Origin of the sequence: Sphingomonas sp. ACRSK, from assembly GCF_022346685.1 — a bacterium.
GTDB classification, from domain to species: Bacteria; Pseudomonadota; Alphaproteobacteria; order Sphingomonadales; family Sphingomonadaceae; genus Sphingomonas; species Sphingomonas molluscorum.
Genome location: NZ_JAKRNR010000001.1, coordinates 227538 through 247748 on the forward strand (window position 1 = coordinate 227538; position 20211 = coordinate 247748).

General features: G+C 68.7%; 19 protein-coding genes. 10 read left to right on the plus strand and 9 right to left on the minus strand.

What is annotated here, in order from left to right:
* Positions 1-6 precede the first annotated feature (6 nt).
* The 4 genes from plsX to MHZ35_RS01190 all read left to right on the plus strand — a co-directional run bounded on the left by plsX (position 7) and on the right by MHZ35_RS01190 (position 2738).
* Positions 7-1038, plus strand: a complete 1032-nt coding sequence (plsX, locus tag MHZ35_RS01175) for a phosphate acyltransferase PlsX (protein WP_342453495.1) — start codon at positions 7-9, stop codon at positions 1036-1038.
* The gene (locus MHZ35_RS01180) at positions 1035-2006 is read left to right on the plus strand and encodes a beta-ketoacyl-ACP synthase III (protein ID WP_239434001.1); all 972 of its coding nucleotides are present in this window, start codon (positions 1035-1037) and stop codon (positions 2004-2006) included. Before plsX ends, MHZ35_RS01180 begins: the two co-directional genes overlap by 4 nt.
* A gap of 100 nt (positions 2007-2106) precedes the next feature.
* Positions 2107-2406: an integration host factor subunit alpha gene (locus MHZ35_RS01185; protein ID WP_125960166.1), complete on the plus strand. Its 300-nt coding sequence runs from the start codon at positions 2107-2109 to the stop codon at positions 2404-2406.
* A gap of 2 nt (positions 2407-2408) precedes the next feature.
* Positions 2409-2738, plus strand: coding sequence for a MerR family transcriptional regulator (locus MHZ35_RS01190; protein WP_239434022.1), 330 nt, complete (start codon positions 2409-2411; stop codon positions 2736-2738).
* Positions 2739-2741: 3 nt separating this feature from the next.
* Here MHZ35_RS01190 and MHZ35_RS01195 read toward each other — a convergent pair whose 3' ends face one another.
* The 3 genes from MHZ35_RS01195 to MHZ35_RS01205 are packed head-to-tail and all read right to left on the minus strand — an operon-like array spanning position 2742 to position 6931.
* Positions 2742-3272: a SixA phosphatase family protein gene (locus tag MHZ35_RS01195; protein ID WP_239434002.1), complete on the minus strand. Its 531-nt coding sequence runs from the start codon at positions 3270-3272 to the stop codon at positions 2742-2744.
* Between the two features lie 22 nt (positions 3273-3294).
* Entirely contained in the window at positions 3295-5991 is a 2697-nt protein-coding gene (locus MHZ35_RS01200) for an ATP-dependent DNA helicase (protein ID WP_239434003.1), read from the minus strand.
* A gap of 46 nt (positions 5992-6037) precedes the next feature.
* Entirely contained in the window at positions 6038-6931 is an 894-nt protein-coding gene (locus MHZ35_RS01205) for a bestrophin family protein (RefSeq protein WP_239434004.1), read from the minus strand.
* Positions 6932-7058: 127 nt separating this feature from the next.
* Between MHZ35_RS01205 and MHZ35_RS01210 the strand changes: the two genes are divergently transcribed.
* Both MHZ35_RS01210 and nhaA read left to right on the plus strand, forming a co-directional pair.
* On the plus strand, positions 7059-8630 hold the full coding sequence (locus MHZ35_RS01210; RefSeq protein ID WP_239434005.1) for a lysine--tRNA ligase: 1572 nt from the start codon (positions 7059-7061) through the stop codon (positions 8628-8630).
* Between the two features lie 24 nt (positions 8631-8654).
* The gene (gene nhaA, locus MHZ35_RS01215; protein WP_239434006.1) at positions 8655-9893 is read left to right on the plus strand and encodes a Na+/H+ antiporter NhaA; all 1239 of its coding nucleotides are present in this window, start codon (positions 8655-8657) and stop codon (positions 9891-9893) included.
* A gap of 121 nt (positions 9894-10014) precedes the next feature.
* Here the strand turns inward: nhaA and MHZ35_RS01220 are convergent, their stop codons facing one another.
* A complete protein-coding gene (locus tag MHZ35_RS01220; RefSeq protein WP_239434007.1) occupies positions 10015-10290 on the minus strand; it encodes an acylphosphatase in 276 nt (91 codons plus the stop codon).
* Positions 10291-10543: 253 nt separating this feature from the next.
* Between MHZ35_RS01220 and MHZ35_RS01225 the strand changes: the two genes are divergently transcribed.
* Positions 10544-11707, plus strand: coding sequence for a glycosyltransferase (locus tag MHZ35_RS01225; RefSeq protein ID WP_239434008.1), 1164 nt, complete (start codon positions 10544-10546; stop codon positions 11705-11707).
* A gap of 202 nt (positions 11708-11909) precedes the next feature.
* Here MHZ35_RS01225 and MHZ35_RS01230 read toward each other — a convergent pair whose 3' ends face one another.
* The 4 genes from MHZ35_RS01230 to MHZ35_RS01245 form a co-directional block, all read right to left on the minus strand.
* Positions 11910-12845, minus strand: a complete 936-nt coding sequence (locus MHZ35_RS01230; protein ID WP_239434009.1) for an electron transfer flavoprotein subunit alpha/FixB family protein — start codon at positions 12843-12845, stop codon at positions 11910-11912.
* Positions 12842-13591, minus strand: coding sequence for an electron transfer flavoprotein subunit beta/FixA family protein (locus MHZ35_RS01235; RefSeq protein ID WP_239434010.1), 750 nt, complete (start codon positions 13589-13591; stop codon positions 12842-12844). Before MHZ35_RS01235 ends, MHZ35_RS01230 begins: the two co-directional genes overlap by 4 nt.
* A 404-nt stretch (positions 13592-13995) precedes the next feature.
* Positions 13996-15198, minus strand: a complete 1203-nt coding sequence (gene sucC, locus MHZ35_RS01240) for an ADP-forming succinate--CoA ligase subunit beta (protein WP_239434011.1) — start codon at positions 15196-15198, stop codon at positions 13996-13998.
* Between the two features lie 123 nt (positions 15199-15321).
* Positions 15322-15633: a hypothetical protein gene (locus MHZ35_RS01245; protein ID WP_446740998.1), complete on the minus strand. Its 312-nt coding sequence runs from the start codon at positions 15631-15633 to the stop codon at positions 15322-15324.
* A 25-nt stretch (positions 15634-15658) separates the two neighbouring features.
* Here MHZ35_RS01245 and MHZ35_RS01250 point away from each other — a divergent pair, with 25 nt between their 5' ends.
* Both MHZ35_RS01250 and MHZ35_RS01255 read left to right on the plus strand, forming a co-directional pair.
* Positions 15659-16189 (plus strand): sterol desaturase family protein, encoded by a 531-nt coding sequence (locus MHZ35_RS01250; RefSeq protein ID WP_239434023.1) that lies wholly within the window; start codon positions 15659-15661, stop codon positions 16187-16189.
* On the plus strand, positions 16186-16584 hold the full coding sequence (locus MHZ35_RS01255; protein WP_125962512.1) for a hypothetical protein: 399 nt from the start codon (positions 16186-16188) through the stop codon (positions 16582-16584). Before MHZ35_RS01250 ends, MHZ35_RS01255 begins: the two co-directional genes overlap by 4 nt.
* A 161-nt stretch (positions 16585-16745) precedes the next feature.
* On the opposite strand, the gene MHZ35_RS01260 is transcribed toward MHZ35_RS01255, so the two are convergent.
* Positions 16746-17681 (minus strand): ribose-phosphate pyrophosphokinase, encoded by a 936-nt coding sequence (locus MHZ35_RS01260; protein ID WP_239434013.1) that lies wholly within the window; start codon positions 17679-17681, stop codon positions 16746-16748.
* A 168-nt stretch (positions 17682-17849) separates the two neighbouring features.
* On the opposite strand from MHZ35_RS01260, the gene MHZ35_RS01265 reads away from it, so the two are divergent.
* The gene (locus MHZ35_RS01265) at positions 17850-20204 is read left to right on the plus strand and encodes a hypothetical protein (RefSeq protein WP_239434014.1); all 2355 of its coding nucleotides are present in this window, start codon (positions 17850-17852) and stop codon (positions 20202-20204) included.
* Positions 20205-20211 lie beyond the last annotated feature (7 nt).

Below are 20211 nucleotides of genomic sequence, written 5' to 3' on the forward strand. Positions count from 1 at the left end.
GGCGTGGTGGCCGAGGACTCGTGGATCGCCGTCGATGCGATGGGCGGTGACGAGGGCCTTGCGGTGATGCTTGCCGGCGTCGCCCAGGCGCGTCGCCGCAATCCCGGCCTGCGGTTCCTGCTGGTGGGCGACGAGACGGCGATTCACGCCGGTCTCCAGTCGCACCCCAATCTCACCGCTGCATCGGAGGTGGTCCACGCGCCGGAACTGGTCGGGTCTTCGGACAAGCCGAGCCAGGCGATCCGTCGCGCCCGCACCACGTCGATGGGGATCGCCATCGATCTGGTGAAGAAGGGCCGGGCAGCCGCCGCCGTGTCGTCCGGGAATACCGGCGCGCTGATGGCGATGGCCAAGCTCGCGCTGCGGACCATGCCCGGCATCGATCGTCCGGCGCTGGCAGCGCTGCTGCCGAGCCTGGGCGAGAACGACCTGGTGATGCTCGACCTCGGCGCCAATGCCGAGTGCGATGCGCGCAACCTCGTCCAGTTCGCAGTGATGGGGGCTGCCTATGCCCGCGCCGTGCTCGACCTGGAGAGCCCGCGCGTCGCGCTGCTCAACATCGGCACCGAGGACATGAAGGGCATCGACAGCGTCCGCGATGCGGCCGCGGCGATCCGCGCCTCCACGCACCTGCCGCTCACCTTCACGGGCTATATCGAGGGCGACCGCCTCTCGCGTGGCGAAGTCGACGTGGTGGTGTGCGACGGCTTCTCGGGCAACATCGCGCTCAAGACTGCCGAGGGTACCGCCCGCTTCGTGGCGGACCTGCTGAAGCGTGCTTTCCGCAGTTCGGTCCGCTCCAAGGTCGGTTTCCTGATCTCCAAACCCGCGACCGACCTGCTGCGGCATCACCTCGATCCCAACAATCACAATGGCGCGATCTTCCTGGGCTTGAACGGCCTGGTGGTGAAGAGCCATGGCGGTGCGAACGCCACCGGCGTTTCGAACGCGATCGAGGTCGCGGCCAAGCTGGTGCGCAACAACCTAACCCATCGGATCGCTGAGGACCTGGCAGCGATCGAAGCGAAGGCCGCATGATTCGTCGCTCCGTGATCGCCGGCACCGGCTCCGCCCTTCCCAAGCGCCGCGTCTCCAACGCCGAGCTCGCGGAGCGGGTCGACACGACGGACGAATGGATCGTCGAACGGACTGGTATCCGTTTCCGCCACATCGCCGAGGAAGGCGAGACGACCTCGTCGCTCGCGGTCGAGGCGGCAAGCAAGGCGATCGCGGCAGCCGGTCTCGAGCCGAACGCGATCGACCTGATCGTCCTCGCGACCGCCACGCCCGACCAGACCTTCCCCGCGACCGCAACGACCGTCCAAGCAGCGCTCGGCGTCAACGACTGCGTCGCGTTCGACGTCGCGGCGGTGTGCTCCGGCTTCCTCTATGCGATCCAGGTCGCCGACAGCATGATCCGCGCGGGTGCGCATCAGCGCGCGCTGGTGATCGGCGCGGAGACCTTCAGCCGCATCCTCGATTGGGAAGATCGAGCGACCTGCGTGCTGTTCGGCGACGGTGCCGGCGCCGTGGTGCTCGAAGCGCGCGAATCCGAGGATGCGGACGCGCCGGGTATCCTCGCGACCAAGCTCCACGCCGATGGCCGCCACAACGGTCTGCTCTATGTCGACGGAGGCCCCTCCACCACGGGTACGGTCGGCAAGCTGCGGATGAAGGGCAGGGAGGTCTTCCGCCATGCGGTGGTCAACCTGGCGCAGGTGATGGAGGAGTCGCTCGGAACCGCTGGGCTCACCTCCGCCGATGTGGATTGGGTGGTGCCGCACCAGGCGAACGCCCGCATCCTTGAGGCCACCGCGCGCAAGCTCGGCCTCGCACCGGAGAAGGTCGTCGTCACCGTCGACCAGCACGCCAATACCTCGGCGGCTTCTGTCCCGCTGGCGCTCGATACGGCGGTCCGCGATGGCCGCATCCGGCGCGGCGACCTGATCGTCCTCGAGGCGATGGGCGGCGGCTTCACCTGGGGCGCGGCGGTGGTTCGCTTCTGATCGGCTTGGCTGGCCGGACGCACGGCCGGCAGCCGGTGGTTTGACCAAGGGCAACCTTGTGGTACGCGGCTTGGCGCATTCACTGGGTAGGGGGTTTGCCATGACTGCGGGCGGGACGTTGACACGCGCGGACCTCGCAGAGGCACTGCACAAGGAAGTCGGGCTTTCACGCGCCGATTCAGCCAAGCTGGTGGAGGATATCCTCGGCCACATGTGCGAGGCTCTGCATAAGGGCGAGAACGTCAAGATTTCGGGCTTCGGCAGCTTCGTGCTGCGCGACAAGGGCGAGCGCGTGGGCCGTAATCCCAAGACCGGGGTAGAGGTGCCGATCGCGCCGCGCCGGGTGCTGACCTTCCGTGCCAGCCAGATGATGCGCGACCGCATCGTCGCTGCCAGCTGAGGATTTCAGCCGTGTCCGAGAAATCGGCGACGGCCTTTCGCACGATCGGCGAGGTCGCGGCCGAGTTGGGCCTGCCGCAGCACCGGCTGCGCTACTGGGAAAGCCGCTTCTCCGAGCTGCGGCCGGTCACCCGCGCCGGGCAGCGCCGCTACTATCGCCCCGAGGACGTCGCGCTGGTGCGGCGCATCCACCAGCTGCTGAGCGAAGAGGGCTACACGATCCGCGGGGTGCAGAACCTGCTGGCTGCCGAGCGCGGCAAGCCAGTGGTCGAGGATCCGCTGCGCCGCATCCGGGCGATGCTGGCAGACGCACTCGCCGCCGACGCCCGCTGAGCGTCAGCCGACGTCCGGGCCTAGGCTCGGATCGACGTCGCGGGGCCGGATGAAGCGCAGGAGCGTCGCGCCGCCGTCGCACGTCTCGCTCCAGTGCGCGCCCACCTCCAGCACCGCCACGCTCGCGGTCGGGAATTTCTCCGCCACGTCCTGCCGCAGCGCGCCGGTCTCGGCGAGCAGCAGCACCAGTTCCTCCAGACCCGGATTGTGGCCGACCAGCAGCACCTGATCGGCGGCGTCGGGAAGAGCCCGCACCACGTCGAGCAGTGTCGCCTCCGACGCCAGATAGAGCCGGCGGTCCCACTCGGGCGCCAGGGTCTCGCCGAGCCCGGAGGCGAAATGGTCGAGCGTCTCCTGCACCCGCACCGCGGGCGAAGCGACGACCAGGTCGAAGGCCAGCCCCAGGCCGCGCAGGTGGCGGCCCATGGTCTCGGCCGCGCGGGCGCCCTTGGCGTTGAGCGGGCGATCGAAATCCCGCGCTACGGGATCGTCCCAGCCGGACTTGGCGTGGCGAAGCAGCGTCAGGGTCTTCATGGCATTTCCGTCGGGCGAGGCGTCAGGCGGTCGCCGCCTCATGCCCCAAGGGACGGGCGAGGGAAAGCCGCGATGCACGTTCGACGGCTTCGTCGAGCGTGGTGCGCAACACCGGTGTCCCTTCCGGGAAGGCGGTGAGCAGGCGTGACGGCATGGCGGCGGAGAGGAGCACGAACATGCCACGGTCGTCCGCACGGCGGATCAGCCGGCCGAACGCCTGGGCCAGGCGTGCGCGCACGATCCGATCGTCGTAGGCGCTGCCACCGCCTGCGAGCCGGCGGGCAGCATGGAGCACGGTCGGCTTGGGCCAGGGTACGCCCTCCATCGCGACCAGCCGGAGCGAATCGCCGGGCACGTCGACGCCGTCCCGCAGCGCGTCGGTGCCGATCAGCGAGGCGCGGGGATCGTCGCGGAAGATGTCGACCAGCGTCCCCGTATCGATCGGGTCCACATGCTGGGCGAGCAGCGGCAGGCCGTCGCGCGCCAGCCGGTCGGCGATGCGCGCATGGACGGCCCGCAGGCGGCGAATGGCGGTGAAGAGCCCAAGCGTACCGCCGCCCGCGGCGGCGATCAGCCGGGCATAGGCGTTGGCGAGCGCCGCCAGGTCGCCACGCTTCACGTCGGTGACGATGACCAACTCCGCCTGGCCGGCATAGTCGAAGGGGCTTGCCGCCTCGAATCGGCCCGGTGCCCGCTCCAGGTGGGGCGCGCCAGCGCGCGCTTCCGCCACCGACCAGTCGCCGCCGGCCTTCAGGGTGGCCGAGGTGACGAGCGCGCCATGGGCGGGTTTGAGCACGGTGTCGGCAAAGGGCCGGCTCGGGTCGAGCCAATGGCGATGGAGCCCGACATCGTACTCGCGCCCCTCCACCCGATCGACGGCGAGCCAGTCGACGTAATCGGGATCGTTCGGGCCACCGATTCGCGCGATGAGCGCCAGCCAGGCGCCGACCGTCTCGGCACGCCAGCCGAGCGAGGCGATGGCGCCTTCGATGCGTGCCCGCGCCGGCGCGTCCATCCAGTCGGGCGCCTCTGCAAGCACCGACTCGAGTCGGCGGCCGAGCGCCAGCAGCGGACGCAGCAAAGCCTCCAGCGCGGCGCTCGCCGGACCGGCGGCATCGACAAGCCCGGGGTCTGGTTCGGCCAGTTCCGTCTCAAGCCCATAGCCCGCCTCGCCCGCATCGGGTGCGCGCGCATAGACGAGCCCCCGGACGGCCGCGAGCAGTGTCTCGACCGGCCCGAACGGGGCACCTTCGTTGATGCGGCCGAGCCAGCCGTCGGAAGGCAGCGCCTGCGCGGCGTTGACCGCGGCTGCGATCGCTTCCGCCCCGCCGTCGTCGTAGCTCGCGACATCGGAGAGCCGGGCTGCGAGCCCGCGCCTGCGGCCCCGCGCCTTTGCCTCCGGCCCGAGCACCCAGCGGCGCAACTCGATCGCCTCGGCACCGGTCAACGCTGCCGAGAACATCGCGTCGGCCGCATCGAACAGGTGATGCCCCTCGTCGAAGACATAGCGCGTGGGCCGAGTCGCCGACTCGCGGCCGCGGGCGGCGTTCACCATCACCAGCGCGTGATTGGCGATCACCAGGTCGGCATCCGCGGACGCACGCGCCGCGCGCTCGATGAAGCACTTCCGATAATGCGGGCAGCCCGCGTAGATGCACTCGCCGCGGCGGTCGGTGAGCGCGGTCGAACCGTTGCGGCGGAACAGCGTCGGCAGCCAGCCGGGCAGGTCGCCGCCGACCATGTCGCCGTCGGCGGTGTAGGCCGCCCAGCGCGCCACCAGTTGCGCCAGGATCGCCGCGCGTCCGGCGAAACCGCCCTGCAGCGCATCCTCCAGGTTCAGCAGGCAGACATAGTTCTCGCGCCCCTTACGGGTGACGATCCGCCGCTTGCGCTCCTCCTCGTCAGGGAAGAGTCGCTCCCCTTCGCGGGCGAGCTGGCGCTGGAGCGCCTTGGTATAGGTCGATACCCAGACGGCGCCGCCGGCCCGTTCGGACCAGAGCGACGCGGGCGCCAGATAGCCCAGCGTCTTGCCGATGCCGGTGCCCGCCTCCGCCAGCACCAGATTGGGCGAGTCGCGCACCACGCGCGGGGCAAAGGCATCGGCGGCGGCGGCGGCATAGTTGCGCTGGCCGTGCCGCCGTTCGGCTCCGGCGCCGGTGAGGGCATCGAGGCGGGCGACCACGTCGGCGCCATCCACGGCGATGGTGCGCGGGGCGGGGCGGGGTGCGCGCTCCTCCCACTCCGGAAGCTTGGAAAAGAGCCAGCGCTCGGCGCGCTCCGGCTTTGCCAGCCGCTGGGTAACGGCAGGTGCCCAGGTCCAGCGCAGCCGGAACAGGGACTGGGCAGCGTGCCAGGCCCCCTCGCGTTCCGGCCACTCGCCTTCCATGATGGCCAGGAGCGCGGCGGCGGCATCGCGGAGGAAGGGAGCGACTGCCGCATCACTCTCGGGCGTGGGCAGACCCGTCACGGCGGCGAGTCCCTTGGGCGTGGGGACCATGAAGCGCGCGGGGCGCAGGAAGGCGAAGAGCTCCAGAAGGTCGAGCCCCGACAGTTCCGCATAGCCGAGCCGCTGCGCCACCAGCGGGGCGTTCAGCACCAGCGTCGGCGTGTCCGCGGCGAGCCGGATCGCCTCGCCCCGGCTGATCCCGCGCACCTCCCCGTCGGGCGTGGCGACCCAGATGCCGCCGTGGCTTGCGTGCAGCGCGGGATAGGGGAGCATGGCTTCCTCTATAGCCGGCTTCCCGGTGAACGGAAGCGGAACGGCGTCACCACAGCACGCCCTTTTCCGGCTGCAGCGGCGGCGGTGCCGCATCGCCGATCGCCTGGAGCAGGTCGATCTCGATCGTGCGGCACATGGCCGTCATCGGCACGTCGTGGATGGTGTCGGCAAAGGGATCGACCAGGTCGTCGCCGATGTGCAGCACCGTCAGGAACATCAGGCCAGCCAGGCTGGAGCCGATCGGGGTCGCCCAGCCGAGCGATTCGACCAGCCCGATCGGCAGCAGGATGCAGAACAGCCGCGCGAACAGCGTCGGGAGGAAGCGATACTGGTTGGGCAGCGGCGTGTTCTTGATCCGCTCCATGCCGCCCTGGGCATTGGCGATGTCGACCAGGATGCTTTCGAGCTGGGTCTGCTGGATGGTGTCGATCCAGCCCTCGCGCATCGCCCGTGCGATGCGGCGGCCGGTGCCGTCGAGCAGGCCATTGGCCACGTTGGTGCGGCTGAGCGGATCGGCGGCCTCGGCCGGCGACAGGAAGCGCAGCACCTCCGGCGCAGGATCCTGGCGTCGGAGCTGGCAACGCAGGCCGTGCACATAAGCGATGTGCCGCAGCACGATGCTGCGCTTCAGCTCTCGCGCGGGCCCGATGTCGTCGATCGGCAGGAACGCCATGGAGCCGCGCGCAAGGCTGCGTGAGGCGTTGATCATCGCGCCCCACAGCACCCGGCCTTCCCACCAGCGCTGGTAGGCGGAATTGACGCGAAAGCCGAGGAACAGCGCCAGGGCGGTGCCGAACAGGGTGAGCGGCAGTGCCGGCGCGCGGAACGGCGAGATGAAATAGAAGACGGTCACCGCCACGTCCCACAGGAACAGGATGAAAAGCGGCTGCCACACGTCCAGGAGGATGTTGCGGAATCGAGGAGTTGCACTGACGATCACGAGACTTCGGTACCTTGGTGAAAGCGTGAACGGAGGAGACGCCTGGAACGCGGACTTTGTTGCAGTGCGAAAGCGTGCCGCGCAATCCGGCTTGGCCAAGCCGTCGCCGAGGCGTTACAGGGCCGGGATGATCGATCCCGCGCTCCGTACCGCCGCCCTCGTGTCCAAGGCCTGGCCCTATGAGGAGGCGCGCAAGCTCCTCAAGCGCTATCCCGACGGCAAGCCCGGCGGGGCGCCGGTGATCTTCGAAACCGGTTATGGCCCGTCGGGCCTGCCGCACATCGGCACCTTCAACGAAGTGCTGCGCACCACCATGGTGCGCCAGGCCTTTGCCGAGCTGTCGGACACGCCCACCCGCCTGATCGCGTTCAGCGACGACATGGACGGCCTGCGCAAGGTGCCCGACAACGTGCCCAACCGCGAGATGCTGGCCGAGCACCTGGGCAAGCCGCTGACGCAGGTGCCCGATCCGTTCGGCTGCCACGAGAGCTTCGCGCACCACAACAATGCGCTGCTGCGCGAATTCCTCGACCGCTTCGGCTTCGACTATGAGTTTGCGTCGTCGACGGAATATTACACCTCGGGCCGCTTCGACGAGGCGCTGCGCGGCGTGCTGCGGCACTACCAGGGCATCATGGACGTGATGCTGCCGACGCTGCGCAAGGAGCGGCAGGCAACCTATTCGCCGGTACTGCCGGTCAGCCCCAAGTCGGGCGTCGTGCTGCAGGTGCCGGTAGAAGTGGTGGATGCCGAGGCCGGCCTGATCGCGTTCGACGACGAGGGCGAGCGGATCGTCCAGTCGGCGCTCGGCGGGCTGTCGAAGCTCCAGTGGAAGGTTGACTGGGCGATGCGCTGGGTCGCCTTGGGCGTCGATTACGAGATGGCGGGCAAGGATTTGATCGACTCGGTCGTGCAGTCGTCCAAGATCGCGCGCGTGCTCGGCGGCCGGCCGCCGGAGGGCTTCAACTACGAGATGTTCCTGGACGAGAAGGGGGAGAAGATCTCCAAGTCCAAGGGCAATGGCCTCAGCCTCGAGCAGTGGCTGACCTATGGCCCGGAAGAGAGCCTGGCCTTCTACGCCTATCGCGAGCCCAAGAAGGCGAAGCAGCTGCACCTGGGCGTGATCCCGCGGGCGATCGACGAATATTGGCAGTTCCGGGGCAACTACCCGAGCCAGCCGGTCGAGCAGCAGCTGGGCAACCCCGTGCACCACATCCATGGCGGCCCGCCGCCGGAAGAGACGCTGCCGGTCACCTTCGGCCTCTTGCTGAACCTGGTCGGCGTGATGGGCGAGGCGACCAAGGAGCAGGTGTGGGGCTATCTGGCGAACTATGTCGCCGATGCCTCGCCCGAGGCGTACCCGGCGCTCGACCGACTGATCGACCATGCGCTCGCCTATGTCCGCGACGTCGCCGACAAGCCCGAGCGGCGGGCTCCGGAAGGTGTCGAGGTGGCGGCACTCCAGCGGCTGGACGCGCAACTGGCGGCGATGCCGGCGGACGCGAGCGCCGAGACGATCCAGGATGCGGTCTATGAGATCGGCAAGACCGGCGGCTTCGAGTCGCTGCGTGACTGGTTCAAGGCGCTGTACGAGACGCTGCTCGGCACCAGCCAGGGGCCGCGCATGGGCAGCTTCATCGCGCTCTATGGCATCGACAACAGCCGCCAGCTGATCGCGGAGGCGCTCGCCCGCGCCTGAGGCGCGCGGCGGACAGGAGTGACCATGCCAGACAGCCCCCACCACCCCCGTTCCGCGCTTCGCGAGTTCCTGAAGAGCGAGGCGGGCGGCGGTGTGCTGCTGATCGCGGCCGCCGCGCTGGCGATGGTGGTGGCGAATCTGCCGGGGCTGTCGGAGCCTTATTTCCACCTGCTTCACTGGACCACCGGCCCGGTGCTCAGCCCCAAATACGGGCCGATGACGGTCCATCTGTGGATCAACGACGGGCTGATGGCGATCTTCTTCCTGCTCGTGGGGCTGGAGATCAAGCGCGAGTTCGTCGACGGGCGGCTCGCCACCTGGCAGCACCGGCGGCTGCCGGTGGTCGCGGCTGCGGCCGGCATGGTGGTGCCGGCGCTGGTGTACCTTGCGGTCACCGGCGGCCGGCCCGAACTGCAGGGCGGCTGGGCAGTGCCGGCGGCGACCGACATCGCCTTCGCCATCGGCGTGCTGGCGCTGCTCGGGTCGCGGGCGCCGGCCTCGCTCAAGCTGTTCCTGACCACAGTCGCCATCGTCGACGACATGGGGGCGGTGGCGATCATCGCGCTCGCCTATACCGACGGCATCGCCAGCCTGGCGCTGGCCGCGGCCGGGCTGGTGCTGGCGGCGATGTACGTGCTGAACCAATCGAAGGTGCGGTCGCTCACCCCCTATCTCCTGCTTGGCCTGGCGCTCTGGTACTTCGTCTTCCTGTCGGGCGTGCATGCGACCATCGCCGGCGTCGCGACCGCGCTGATGATCCCGGTGAAGCCCACCCCGGCCGCTCCGGACGCGGTCGACTCGCCGCTCCACCGGCTGGAGCACGCGCTGCATCCCTGGGTGGCGTACGCGATCGTCCCCCTGTTCGGCTTCGCCAATGCCGGCGTGTCGCTCGCCGGGACCTCGGCCGGCGTGTTGCTCGACCCGCTGCCGCTGGGCGTCGCGCTGGGCCTGTTGCTGGGCAAGCAGATCGGCATCTTCGGAAGCATCTGGATCGCCAACCGCACCGGCTTTGCGCCGCGGCCGGGCGGCGCCAGCTGGGTGCAGATCTGGGGCCTGTCGCTGCTGGCGGGCATCGGCTTCACCATGAGCCTGTTCATCGGCGGCCTCGCATTTCCGAACGACCCGCTGCTGGTGGACGAGGTCAAGATCGGCGTGCTCGCGGGATCGGTGCTGTCGGCTTTAGCCGGCTATGCGGTGCTGCGGCTGGCGCCGCGCAAGCCCCTCCGGGTCGTGGGCAGGCCGTCCCAGCATGTGAAAGGTTAGGCGAAAGTTAGTCCAAGACGCGCCGTCGCACGGCAGGCGGCGGCGGGATGGCGAAGCGGAAGCGGGCGCGGTTCATGGCCGCACCGAAGCAGCTTGCCGGCGTGTAGGACAGCCTGGGCGATCAGACGGTGGCGCGCTTGGCGAAATCCGGATGAACCGCCGCCGGCGCTTCGGTGACGGTGACCGCGGTTATGCGTGCGGCGGGCGGGCCGCGATGGGCGCGGGCGACCAGGGCGTCCACCTGCTCGGCCGGCCCCGCGACCACCGCCTCGACGCTGCCGTTGGCACGGTTGCGCACCCAGCCGGTGATGCCGAGCGCCTGGGCCTGCTCGATCATCCACGCGCGGTAGGACACGCCCTGGACGCGTCCGGTGATCGAAAGATGGCGGTGGATCATGGCGGGGCTCTCGAAACGTCTGTACTAGCGAAGGAACCAGGTTTGGCACCGTAACAAAATGAAACACCAAAATATATTTAAATGTGTTCGGTCAGAACAGGTGGCCTTAGTAATTCAAAGATCAAGACTTATCTACATCAAAAGACTCCGAAGGTCGGTCACCCCACTCTCGCGCTGATGGTGTGTGTTCTTCGCAATAGCTAAGTTGTAAGTAAGAAAAGATACTCATTGGATCTGTGTCGGGTTAGAAGTAATGAAAGTTCTTGTCCTTTCGAGCCTGTATCCCAACGATGTGCAGCGGCGTCACGGTATCTTCATCGAGCACCGGGTGGCTCATTTAAGTACTACCAGGGACTCGTTACAAGTTATAGCACCTGTTCCGTGGTTTCCATCCAAAAACCCGATCTTTGGGCGCTATGCGGATTTCGCGCGTACTCCGTGCAAAGCAGTTCGGCGGGATACGCCGATAAGTTATCCTCGATACCCGGTGTTGCCGAAAGTCGGCATGAGCATGGCGCCGTGGCTTATGGCCGCGGCACTTTATCGGCATGTTGCCTCCTTGCGTCAAAAATTTAACTTCGACGTAATCGACAGCTACTATTTATACCCTGATGGTGTAGCTGCCAGTCTACTCGCACGCTGGTTCAATCGCCCGTATCTGATGACTGCTCTTGGAAGCGATGTCAGCCTCATTCCCCAATTTCCTCGTGAGCGGCGGATGATCGTTCGTGCCGTGGAGAGAGCATACGCCGTAACCGCTGTTTGTGGTGCGCTGCGCGATGAACTGGTTTCAATTGGGGTAGCATCCGACAAAGTTCATGTGGTCGAACACGGTGTAGATCTCGACATGTTTAGGCCTCCGGAGGACCGGCGCGCACTACGCCGCTCGCTGGGAATGGATGGGCCGACGCTCCTTTCGGTGGGACACCTAATCGACCGCAAGGGGCACGACCTTGCAATTCGGGCCGTTGCCGCTCTCCCGGGAGTGAGATTGATGATTGCAGGGGACGGTCCTCGCGACAGAGCTCTGCGAGCGTTAGCGATGAACCTGGGTGTCGGGGATCGGGTCGAGTTCTTGGGCCATGTCGATCAGGAGCGGTTGCCCGGCTTGTACGGCGCTGCCGACATCGCGCTGAACTGTGCGGACCGCGAGGGAATTGCGAACGTGCTTCTAGAGGCGATTGCCTGTGGGACGCCCCTAGTGGCGACGCCGGTTTGGGGATCGCCGGAGGTCGTGAAGGTCCGCGAAGCTGGTCTGCTAACCGCCGACCGTTCGGTACCGGCAATCAGCGACGCGATTGCTCGCCTCCTTGCCGCTTTGCCCGAGCGAGCAGCCACCCGAAGATATGCGGAAAGTTATGACTGGCGCCGGACAGGACGGGAGCATCGTGCCCTCTTGAAGTCTGCCGTGATGTAGCTGGTGAAATGCCGGGCGCTATGACCCGGACTCATAGCGTTTCACGCCACCGAGTCTGGCGCATTCGGCAGCCCTCGTGAGGTGCATTGCGGGAGCGCGGTCACAACGAAAACCGCGACGTTCGCTCGTCGCGTGCGCTTCCCGGTTAGCGGTTGGGCGTCCCGCGTAAACGAAGGGGCGGGATTGCTCCCGCCCCTTTGGTTTACAGCTTCTCGGTGAGTTCGGGCACGATCTGGAAGAGGTCGCCGACCAGGCCGACGTCGGCGACCTGGAAGATGGGGGCGTCTTCGTCCTTGTTGATGGCGATGATGATCTTGCTGTCCTTCATGCCGGCAAGGTGCTGGATGGCGCCCGAGATGCCGACCGCGACATAGACGTCCGGGGCGACGATCTTGCCGGTCTGGCCGACCTGATAGTCGTTGGGCGCGAAGCCTGCGTCGACTGCCGCACGGCTGGCGCCGACGGCGGCGCCGAGCTTGTCGGCGAGCGGCTCGATGAGGGCATGGAACTGCTCTTCCGAACCGAGCGCACGGCCGCCGGAGACGATCACCGCGGCGCTGGTGAGCTCGGGGCGGGCCGACTCCTGGGTCTCCGCACCGACGAAGCGCGACCTGCCCTGATCGCCCGGCGCGGTGACGGTCTCGACCGGGGCGCTGCCGCCTTCGGAAGCGGCCTTTTCGAAGCCGGTCGCGCGGACGGTGATGACCTTCTTGGCGTCCGACGACTGGACGGTCGCGACCGCGTTGCCGGCATAGATCGGGCGGGTGAAGGTGTCGGCGCCCTCGACCGAGACGATGTCGCTCACCTGCATCACGTCGAGCAGCGCTGCGACGCGCGGCGCGACGTTCTTGCCGATCGAGGTGGCGTTGGCGAGGAAGGCGTCTTGGTCGGCCATCAGCGGAACCACCAGGGCTGCGACATTCTCGGCCAGCATGTTCGCATAGGCCGGATCGTTCGCCAGCAGCACCTTCGACACGCCCGCAACCTTGGCGACCGCGTCGGCGGCCTGCACGGCAGCGTCGCCGCTGCCGGCGACCAGCGCGACTACGTCGCCGAGCTTGGCAGCGGCGGTGAGGGTGGCGAGCGTCGCGTCCTTCACGCGGCCGTCGAGCTGTTCGACCAGTACCAGCACGCTCATGCGATCACTCCCAGGCTCTTGATCTTGTCGACCAGCGCGTCGACGCTGTCGACCTTGATGCCGGCGGCGCGCTTGGCGGGTTCCTCGACCTTGAGGATCGTGATGCGCGGGGTGAGGTCGACGCCGTAATCGGCGGGGGTCTTCTGCGCGAGCGGCTTGGACTTCGCCTTCATGATGTTGGGCAGCGAGGCGTAGCGCGGCTCGTTCAGGCGCAGGTCGGTGGTGACGATCGCGGGCAGCGGCAGCGCCACCGTCTCGAGACCGCCGTCGACTTCGCGGGTGACATGGGCGGTGTCGCCCTCGACCTCGACCTTGGACGCGAACGTGCCCTGGCCCCAGCCGAGCAGCGCGGCCAGCATCTGGCCGGTCTGGTTGTTGTCGTCGTCGATCGCCTGCTTGCCGAGAATCACGAGCTGCGGCTGCTCTTCCTCGACCACCTTGGCGAGGAGCTTGGCGACGCCGAGCGGCTCGGGGCGGACGTCCGACGTGATGAGGATCGCGCGGTCGGCACCCATCGCGAGTGCGGTGCGCAGCGTGTCCTGCGCCTTGGGCTCGCCGATCGAGACCACCACGACCTCGGTGGCGACGCCCTTTTCCTTCAGGCGGATGGCCTCTTCGACGGCGATCTCGTCGAACGGGTTCATGCTCATCTTGACGTTGGCGAGGTCGACACCCGACCCGTCCGCCTTCACCCGCGGCTTTACGTTGTAGTCAAGCACCCGCTTGACCGGCACCAACAGCTTCATGTGTTTCTCTCCGTGAACGGAAATGCCGGGACCCTATAGCAAGGGGCCCGCCGCGGCCATGGTTCGAGGCGGTGCCCCGGTCCTTGGCCGGGGCGGGCCCCGAGAATTGGTCGAGCTTGCGGGACGGGTGCGAAACGCACGCGCCTTCCGCGCAATCCTCCGTATCCCTGCGAAGGCAGGGATCCAGGGTCCGGCAGAGCAACCGCTGGGGGCTCTTGGAACCCTGGGCTCCTGCCTGCGCAGGAGCACGGCGAGGTGGGCGTGGCGCCCTTTTGCAGCCGCTTTCCCAACTGGGCCCCGGCCTTCGCCGGGGTACTAGGTCTGTCCTGGGACGGCCGGCTGTTTCCGCTCAGCTCAGCCCCGGATTCGGCGCCCCGGCCGCGTGGGCGGGGGCGCCTAGTGGATCAGGCTGCGACCTTCTTCACCTCTGCCACGATCTTCTTGGCGGCGTCGCCCAGGTCGTTGGCGGGGACGATGGCGAGGCCGGAGTTGGCGAGGATTTCCTTGCCCTTCTCGACGTTGGTGCCTTCGAGGCGGACGACGAGCGGAACCTGCAGGTTCACTTCCTTCGCCGCGGCGACGATGCCGTCTGCGATGATGTCGCAGCGCATGATGCCGCCGAAGATGTTGACCAGGATGCCCTTCACCGACGGATCGGACAGGATGATCTTGAACGCGGCCGTCACCTTCTCCTTGTTGGCGCCGCCGCCCACGTCGAGGAAGTTGGCCGGGAACATGCCGTTGAGCTTGATGATGTCCATCGTGGCCATCGCGAGGCCCGCGCCGTTCACCATGCAGCCGATGTCGCCGTCGAGCTTGATGTAGGCGAGGTCGTACTTCGACGCCTCGAGCTCCATCGGGTCCTCTTCGGTCTCGTCGCGCAGCTCGGCGATGTCCTTGTGGCGGAACATCGCGTTCGAATCGAAGCCGACCTTGGCGTCGAGCACCAGGATGTTGCCCTGCTCGGTGAGTGCCAGCGGGTTGATCTCGATCTGCGAGGCGTCGGTGGTCTCGAACGCCTTGTAGAGCGCGGCTGCGACCTTGGCGGCCTGCTTGGCCTGGTCGCCGCTGAGGTCGAGCGCGGCTGCGACCGAACGGCCGTGGTGCGGCATGAAGCCGGTCGCCGGATCGACGTCGAAGGTGTGGATCTTCTCAGGGGTCGAGTGGGCGACCTCCTCGATGTCCATGCCGCCCTCGGTCGAGACGACGAAGGCGATGCGGCCGGTCGCGCGATCGACCAGCAGCGCCAGGTAGAATTCCTTGGCGATGTCGGCACCGTCGGTGATGTACAGGCGGTTGACCTGCTTGCCGGCGTCGCCGGTCTGGATCGTCACCAGCGTGTTGCCGAGCATGTCGGCCGCATGCGCGCGGACCTCGTCCAGGCTGAAGGCGAGGCGGACGCCGCCCTTCGCATCAGGGCCGAGTTCCTTGAACTTGCCCTTGCCGCGGCCACCGGCGTGGATCTGCGACTTGACGACATAGAGCGGCCCGGGGAGGCGGCCTGCGGCCTCGACGGCCTCGTCCACGGTGAAGGCGGCATAGCCGGCGGCGATCGGCGCGCCGAACTTCGCGAGGAGTTCCTTGGCCTGATATTCGTGAATGTTCATGGAGAAGTTCCTGCCTCGCTTGGTTCGAGAAACGGAAAAATTCCGCCAGCCTTAAGCACAGCGCGTGCGGTAAATCCACCCCTGAACGCCGTTGATGCGATTGCGAAGCGGTCGCAATAAAGATCAGCCCGCCAGGCCCGTCGCACAGAGCGCGGCGGAACTGGTTGTGACGCCCAGGATTTCCGGATCACCTAGGGCGCGAACCTCGCGCAGGAAGTCCGGCAGCGACCGGGCGCCGCGGGCTTGCGGCAGGTCGCCGAGGCGGCGGAGCTGGGCAAGGCTGAGGCGATCGACCATCCGCTCGGCCATGCAGGCGGAGACGCGCGGCGACAGGCCGGCACGTTCGAGGCCGGTGCGCACCCGCGCTTCGGGCAAGGCGCAGCCGGCGAGCGCCGCCGAGGCGGCGACCAGTGTCCATCCAAGTCTCGCACTCATCATGGTGCATCGCTATATCGCGGCCATGCACTGGGCAATCGGCATCGCGCTGTTCATCGGCACCGTGGCTGGCATGGAGCTGTTCGCCTATGCCGCGCACCGCTGGCTGATGCACGGGCCGGGCTGGTTCCTGCATGCGAGCCACCACCGCCCGCGCGCCGGCGCGTTCGAGTGGAACGACCTCTACGCCGCGATCTTCGCGGTGCCGTCGTTCGTGCTGATCCTGGGCGGGGTGCAGCTGGGCTGGTGGCCGGGCTGGGCGTGGATCGGGGCGGGGATCGCCGCCTATGGCGCGATCTATTTCGGCTTTCACGACGTGATCGTGCACAAGCGGGTACCGCACCGGTACCTGCCGCGTTCGGCCTATATGAAGCGGATCATGCAGGCGCATCGGCTCCACCATGCGGTGGGCACCAAGGAGGGCACGGTGAGCTTCGGCTTCCTGTGGGCACCCAAGCCGGAGGCGCTGAAGGCGGAACTGCGCCGCCGCGGCAATGCGGGGGCGCGCCAGCCGGGCGATCCGCGCGACGCGCCGCTGACCGAGGATCACGCATGAGCATGGCCGACCGGCTCGGCCGCTTTGCGATGCTGGTGCTGAGCGGACTGTCGACGCTCGCGCTGATCGGGGCGCTGGCGACGCTGTCGCGGGGGCCGACCTTGCCGCCGGGGTCCCTCGTGAGCCGGCCGGTGCCGCCCGACGGCATCCCGCCGGTCGATCCGCGGCAGGACAGCTTCGCCGGCGTGGAGCCGACGCCGATGGGCAAGGTGACGCCCGAGGTCGCCCAGGCGATCGCGCAGCGCGAGTCGGCGGCGGCCGACAGCCGCATCGCCGACTCGCTGGAGACGCTCGCCTATGCGGTGCTGGCGCTGGCGGGCTTTGCCGCCGCGGGGCTGCTGGTGCTGCTGCGGATCACGACGCTGATGGCGCGGATCGCCGAGCGGGAGCGGTAGGCGGCCGCCGAGCGGATTTCCTGGCGGTACCCGGCGAAGGCCGGGGCCCAGTTGGGAAGGTGGAAGCGAGGGAGCGAAACCCAACAGCCGCGTCGCAACTGGGCCCCGGCCTCCGCCGGGGTGCAAGAAGCGTCAACAGGGTTCGCGTCGAACTCGCCCGATCAGTTGAACAGGCTGGAGACCGAAGCTTCTTCGGCGATGCGGCGGATCGCCTCGGCGATCAGCGGGGCGATCGTCATGTGGCGGATCTTGGCGGCGCCGGCGATCACGTCGTGGTTGCCGATCGAGTCGGTGATGACGAGTTCGGTAAGCGCCGAATTCTCGACGCGCGAGACCGCGCCGCCCGACAGTACGCCGTGCGTGCAATAGGCGACCACGCCCTCGGCCCCCGCGGCCTTCAGCGCGCCGGCGGCGTTGCACAGCGTGCCGGCCGAGTCGACGATGTCGTCCACCAGCACGCAGAAGCGGCCGCGCACGTCGCCGATGATGTTCATGACTTCCGACTCGCCCGGCTTCTCGCGACGCTTGTCGACGATGGCGAGGGGGGCGTTGCCCAGGCGCTTGGCGAGCGCGCGGGCGCGCACCACGCCGCCGACGTCGGGGGAGACGACCATCAGGTTGTGCTCGCCATAGCGGGTGGCGACGTCCGCCGACATGACGGGGGCGGCGAAGAGATTGTCGGTCGGGATGTCGAAGAAGCCCTGGATCTGCCCGGCGTGGAGATCGACCGAGAGCACGCGGTCGGCACCCGCCACCGTCACCAGGTTCGCGACGAGCTTGGCCGAGATGGGCGTGCGGGGGCCGGGCTTCCGGTCCTGGCGCGCATAGCCGAAATAGGGGAGCACCGCCGTGATCCGCCGAGCCGACGCGCGGCGCAGCGCGTCGATCATGATCAGCAGTTCCATGAGGTTGTCGTTGGCGGGGTAGGAGGTCGACTGGAGGACGAACACGTCCTCGCCGCGGACATTCTCCAGCACCTCGACGAAGATCTCCTCGTCGGCGAAGCGGCGGACGCTCGCGCGGGTGAGGGGGATCTCCAGATAGCCTGCGATCGCCTGCGCGAGAGGAAGATTGGAGTTGCCCGCGAGGAGTTTCATGTCCGACTTTCGTTGCCCACCGATGCGGCCGTCCTTAGGCACCGTGACGGTTTAGTGAAAGAGGGATGCGGCGGCGAGGGGACCAATCTGGTGCCAGCCGTGCCCTAAATTCGACACCGGACGGCGGCACGGCGGCGGTGCCGAGGATCATCGGGAGTGGCGTTGCGCATGAGATTCCAGCGGTTCGGAGCATTTCTGGCGGCGGCGGCGATGGTGCTGCCCGCCGTGGTGCAGGCGGAGAGCCAGCAGTTCGACCTGCCCGGCCCGGCCCTGCGCATGTCGGTGACCCGCGGCGGCGCGACCCTGCCGATCGCCAAGGTGCCGAGCATCGCCGCGGGCGACCGCATCCGGATCGCCGCCGAGCTGCCCGAGAGCCAGGGGGTACGCTACCTGCTGGTCGCGGCGTTCCTGCGCGGCGCCACCAACCCGCCGCCCAAGCGCTGGTTCTTCAAGGCGGAAAGCTGGGAGCGCAAGAAGGGCAGCCTGGACCTGGAGGTGCCCAAGGGCGCCGAACAGCTGGTGCTGTTCGTGGTGCCGGAGACGGGCGGCGGCTTCGACGCGGTGGTGGACACGGTGCAGCGCCAGCCCGGCGCCTTCGTGCGCGCCTCGATCGAGCTTGCCCAGGCCTCGCGCGATCGGGCGCGGCTGGACCTGTTCCTGGACGGCATCCAGGATGCCGAGCGCACCCGCCCGGCCGAGATCCCGGCCCGCACCGAGCAGCTGACGCGTGCGCTGTCGATCAAGGTGCGCGACGAGTGCCTGCAGCAGCCGGTCGAGCAGCGCGCCGCCTGCATGGGGCAGAGCGAAAACACGCTGCTGCTGACCGACGGCACCCGCACCTCGCTGGCCGAGACGCTGGTGGGGGCGCCGACCGACCTCGCCCTCCAGATCGCCGCCACGCCCGAGGGCGGATACGGCTATTACAGCCCGTATATCGGCGTGGTGCGCGACGTCGCGCGGCTGTTCGGCGCGTTCCAGACGACGCGCTTCACCTATATCCCGGCGCTGGCGCAGCTCGACGGCGAGCGTGCTGGGCTGTTGCTCAACACCGCGCCCTCCTTTGCCAGCCCCAAGTCGGTGATGGTCATCGGCCTGCCGCCGGTGCGCCCAGTCGATCCGCCGCTGCTGCGTGCCGGTGCCGATCAGGTGCTGTGCGCGCCGCCGGGCGAGCTGGTGCTGCCGGTGACCGGTGCGCCGCTGGTCTATGCGACCGACTATGCCCACGCCATGGCGCTTAGGGTGAAGGGCCCCAACGGCGCCACCGTCGACCTGCCGGCGCGCGCGGATGCGCTGCGCGGCGGCTATGTGGTCGCGGCGCACCTGCTGGCGGGGCAGAAGGAGCCGGTCGAGGCGCAGCTGCACGGCAATTGGGGCTTCGCCCCGCTCGACGGGCCGAGCTTCCGCCTGCAGCCGCCTCGGGGTGGCTGGCGGATCGCGGGCGAGGGCGCGGGCGTGGTCGTCGGCCGCGACAATGCGCTGACGCTGGAGGGCGGTGCCGCCGCCTGCGTCTCCCGCCTGTCGCTGCGCGATGCGTCGGGGGCGGTGCAGGAGGTCGCGTGGAAGGCCGCGGGCGACGGCAGCATCGCTGCCACCCTGCCGCTCGCCAAGGCCAGGCCGGGCAAGATGACGCTGCTGGTCGAGCAGCAGGGCGTCGCCCAGCCGGAGAGCATCGCGATCGCCGCGCTGGCCGAGGCGAGCCGGATCGACCGCCTGCGCTTCCACGCCGACGATGCCGAGGCGACGCTCTATGGCGCGCGGCTGGAGAAGGTCACGCGGCTCACCATCGGCGATGCGGTGTTCGAGCCCGCCGACCTTGGCCGCGAGGGCAAGGCCGACCGGCTGGTGCTGCGCGCGACCGCCCCAGTGGCGGCGCCGGCTGCGGGCCAGCCGTTCCAGGCTAAGGCGGTGCTGGCGGACGGGCGCAGCCTGTCGATCGACGGCACGGTGGAGGCGCAGCGGCCGATGGCGGCGGTGGTGAGCCGCACCGTCGCGCGCGGCGGCGCCGAGGGGCTAGCGATCCGCATCGAGGGGGACACGGTGATCCCCAACGACGCGCGGCTGACCTTTGCGCTGAAGGCGCAGGGCTCGACCCGCTTTTCCGGCAGCGAGCGGGTGGAGGTCGCGACCGAGGACGGCCGCGCGACCACGCTGCTGCCGGTGAAGCTCCAGGACGCGACGATCGCGATCGCGAGCATCGCCCCGGCCGAGGCGCTGGGCGGCTCCGCCTATGGCCCGCTGCGCTATCGCGTGGTGCAGGGCGAGGCGGCCGGCCCCTGGGCGCCGCTCGGCACGCTGGTGCGGCTGCCGCGGATCGCGGGCGTGGCCTGCGCCGACGCGCAGGAGCGCTGCACGCTGACCGGCAGCGACCTGTTCCTGCTGGACGCCCTGGCGAGCGACCGCGGCTTCGCCCAACCGGTGCGCGTGCCGGAAGGGTTTACGGGCACGAGCCTGGCGGTGCCCAAGGGGGCGCCGCTGTACCTGCGGTTGCGGGATGACCGCGCGGCGGTGGGGAGCGTGGGGTGAGGGGGGT

Excerpts from the sequence above, each read along its gene's own strand:
- MHZ35_RS01180 (WP_239434001.1), top strand. The coding sequence starts at position 1,035 with ATGATTCGTCGCTCCGTGATCGCCGGCACCGGCTCCGCCCTTCCCAAG.
- MHZ35_RS01195 (WP_239434002.1), bottom strand. The coding sequence starts at position 3,272 with ATGAAGACCCTGACGCTGCTTCGCCACGCCAAGTCCGGCTGGGACGAT.
- MHZ35_RS01245 (WP_446740998.1), bottom strand. The coding sequence starts at position 15,633 with ATGAGTGCGAGACTTGGATGGACACTGGTCGCCGCCTCGGCGGCGCTC.
- sucC (WP_239434011.1), bottom strand. The coding sequence starts at position 15,198 with ATGAACATTCACGAATATCAGGCCAAGGAACTCCTCGCGAAGTTCGGC.
- MHZ35_RS01250 (WP_239434023.1), top strand. The coding sequence starts at position 15,659 with ATGCACTGGGCAATCGGCATCGCGCTGTTCATCGGCACCGTGGCTGGC.
- MHZ35_RS01230 (WP_239434009.1), bottom strand. The coding sequence starts at position 12,845 with ATGAGCGTGCTGGTACTGGTCGAACAGCTCGACGGCCGCGTGAAGGAC.
- MHZ35_RS01235 (WP_239434010.1), bottom strand. The coding sequence starts at position 13,591 with ATGAAGCTGTTGGTGCCGGTCAAGCGGGTGCTTGACTACAACGTAAAG.
- MHZ35_RS01210 (WP_239434005.1), top strand. The coding sequence starts at position 7,059 with ATGATCGATCCCGCGCTCCGTACCGCCGCCCTCGTGTCCAAGGCCTGG.
- MHZ35_RS01260 (WP_239434013.1), bottom strand. The coding sequence starts at position 17,681 with ATGAAACTCCTCGCGGGCAACTCCAATCTTCCTCTCGCGCAGGCGATC.
- MHZ35_RS01265 (WP_239434014.1), top strand. The coding sequence starts at position 17,850 with ATGAGATTCCAGCGGTTCGGAGCATTTCTGGCGGCGGCGGCGATGGTG.
- nhaA (WP_239434006.1), top strand. The coding sequence starts at position 8,655 with ATGCCAGACAGCCCCCACCACCCCCGTTCCGCGCTTCGCGAGTTCCTG.
- MHZ35_RS01200 (WP_239434003.1), bottom strand. The coding sequence starts at position 5,991 with ATGCTCCCCTATCCCGCGCTGCACGCAAGCCACGGCGGCATCTGGGTC.
- MHZ35_RS01225 (WP_239434008.1), top strand. The coding sequence starts at position 10,544 with ATGAAAGTTCTTGTCCTTTCGAGCCTGTATCCCAACGATGTGCAGCGG.
- MHZ35_RS01255 (WP_125962512.1), top strand. The coding sequence starts at position 16,186 with ATGAGCATGGCCGACCGGCTCGGCCGCTTTGCGATGCTGGTGCTGAGC.
- MHZ35_RS01185 (WP_125960166.1), top strand. The coding sequence starts at position 2,107 with ATGACTGCGGGCGGGACGTTGACACGCGCGGACCTCGCAGAGGCACTG.
- MHZ35_RS01220 (WP_239434007.1), bottom strand. The coding sequence starts at position 10,290 with ATGATCCACCGCCATCTTTCGATCACCGGACGCGTCCAGGGCGTGTCC.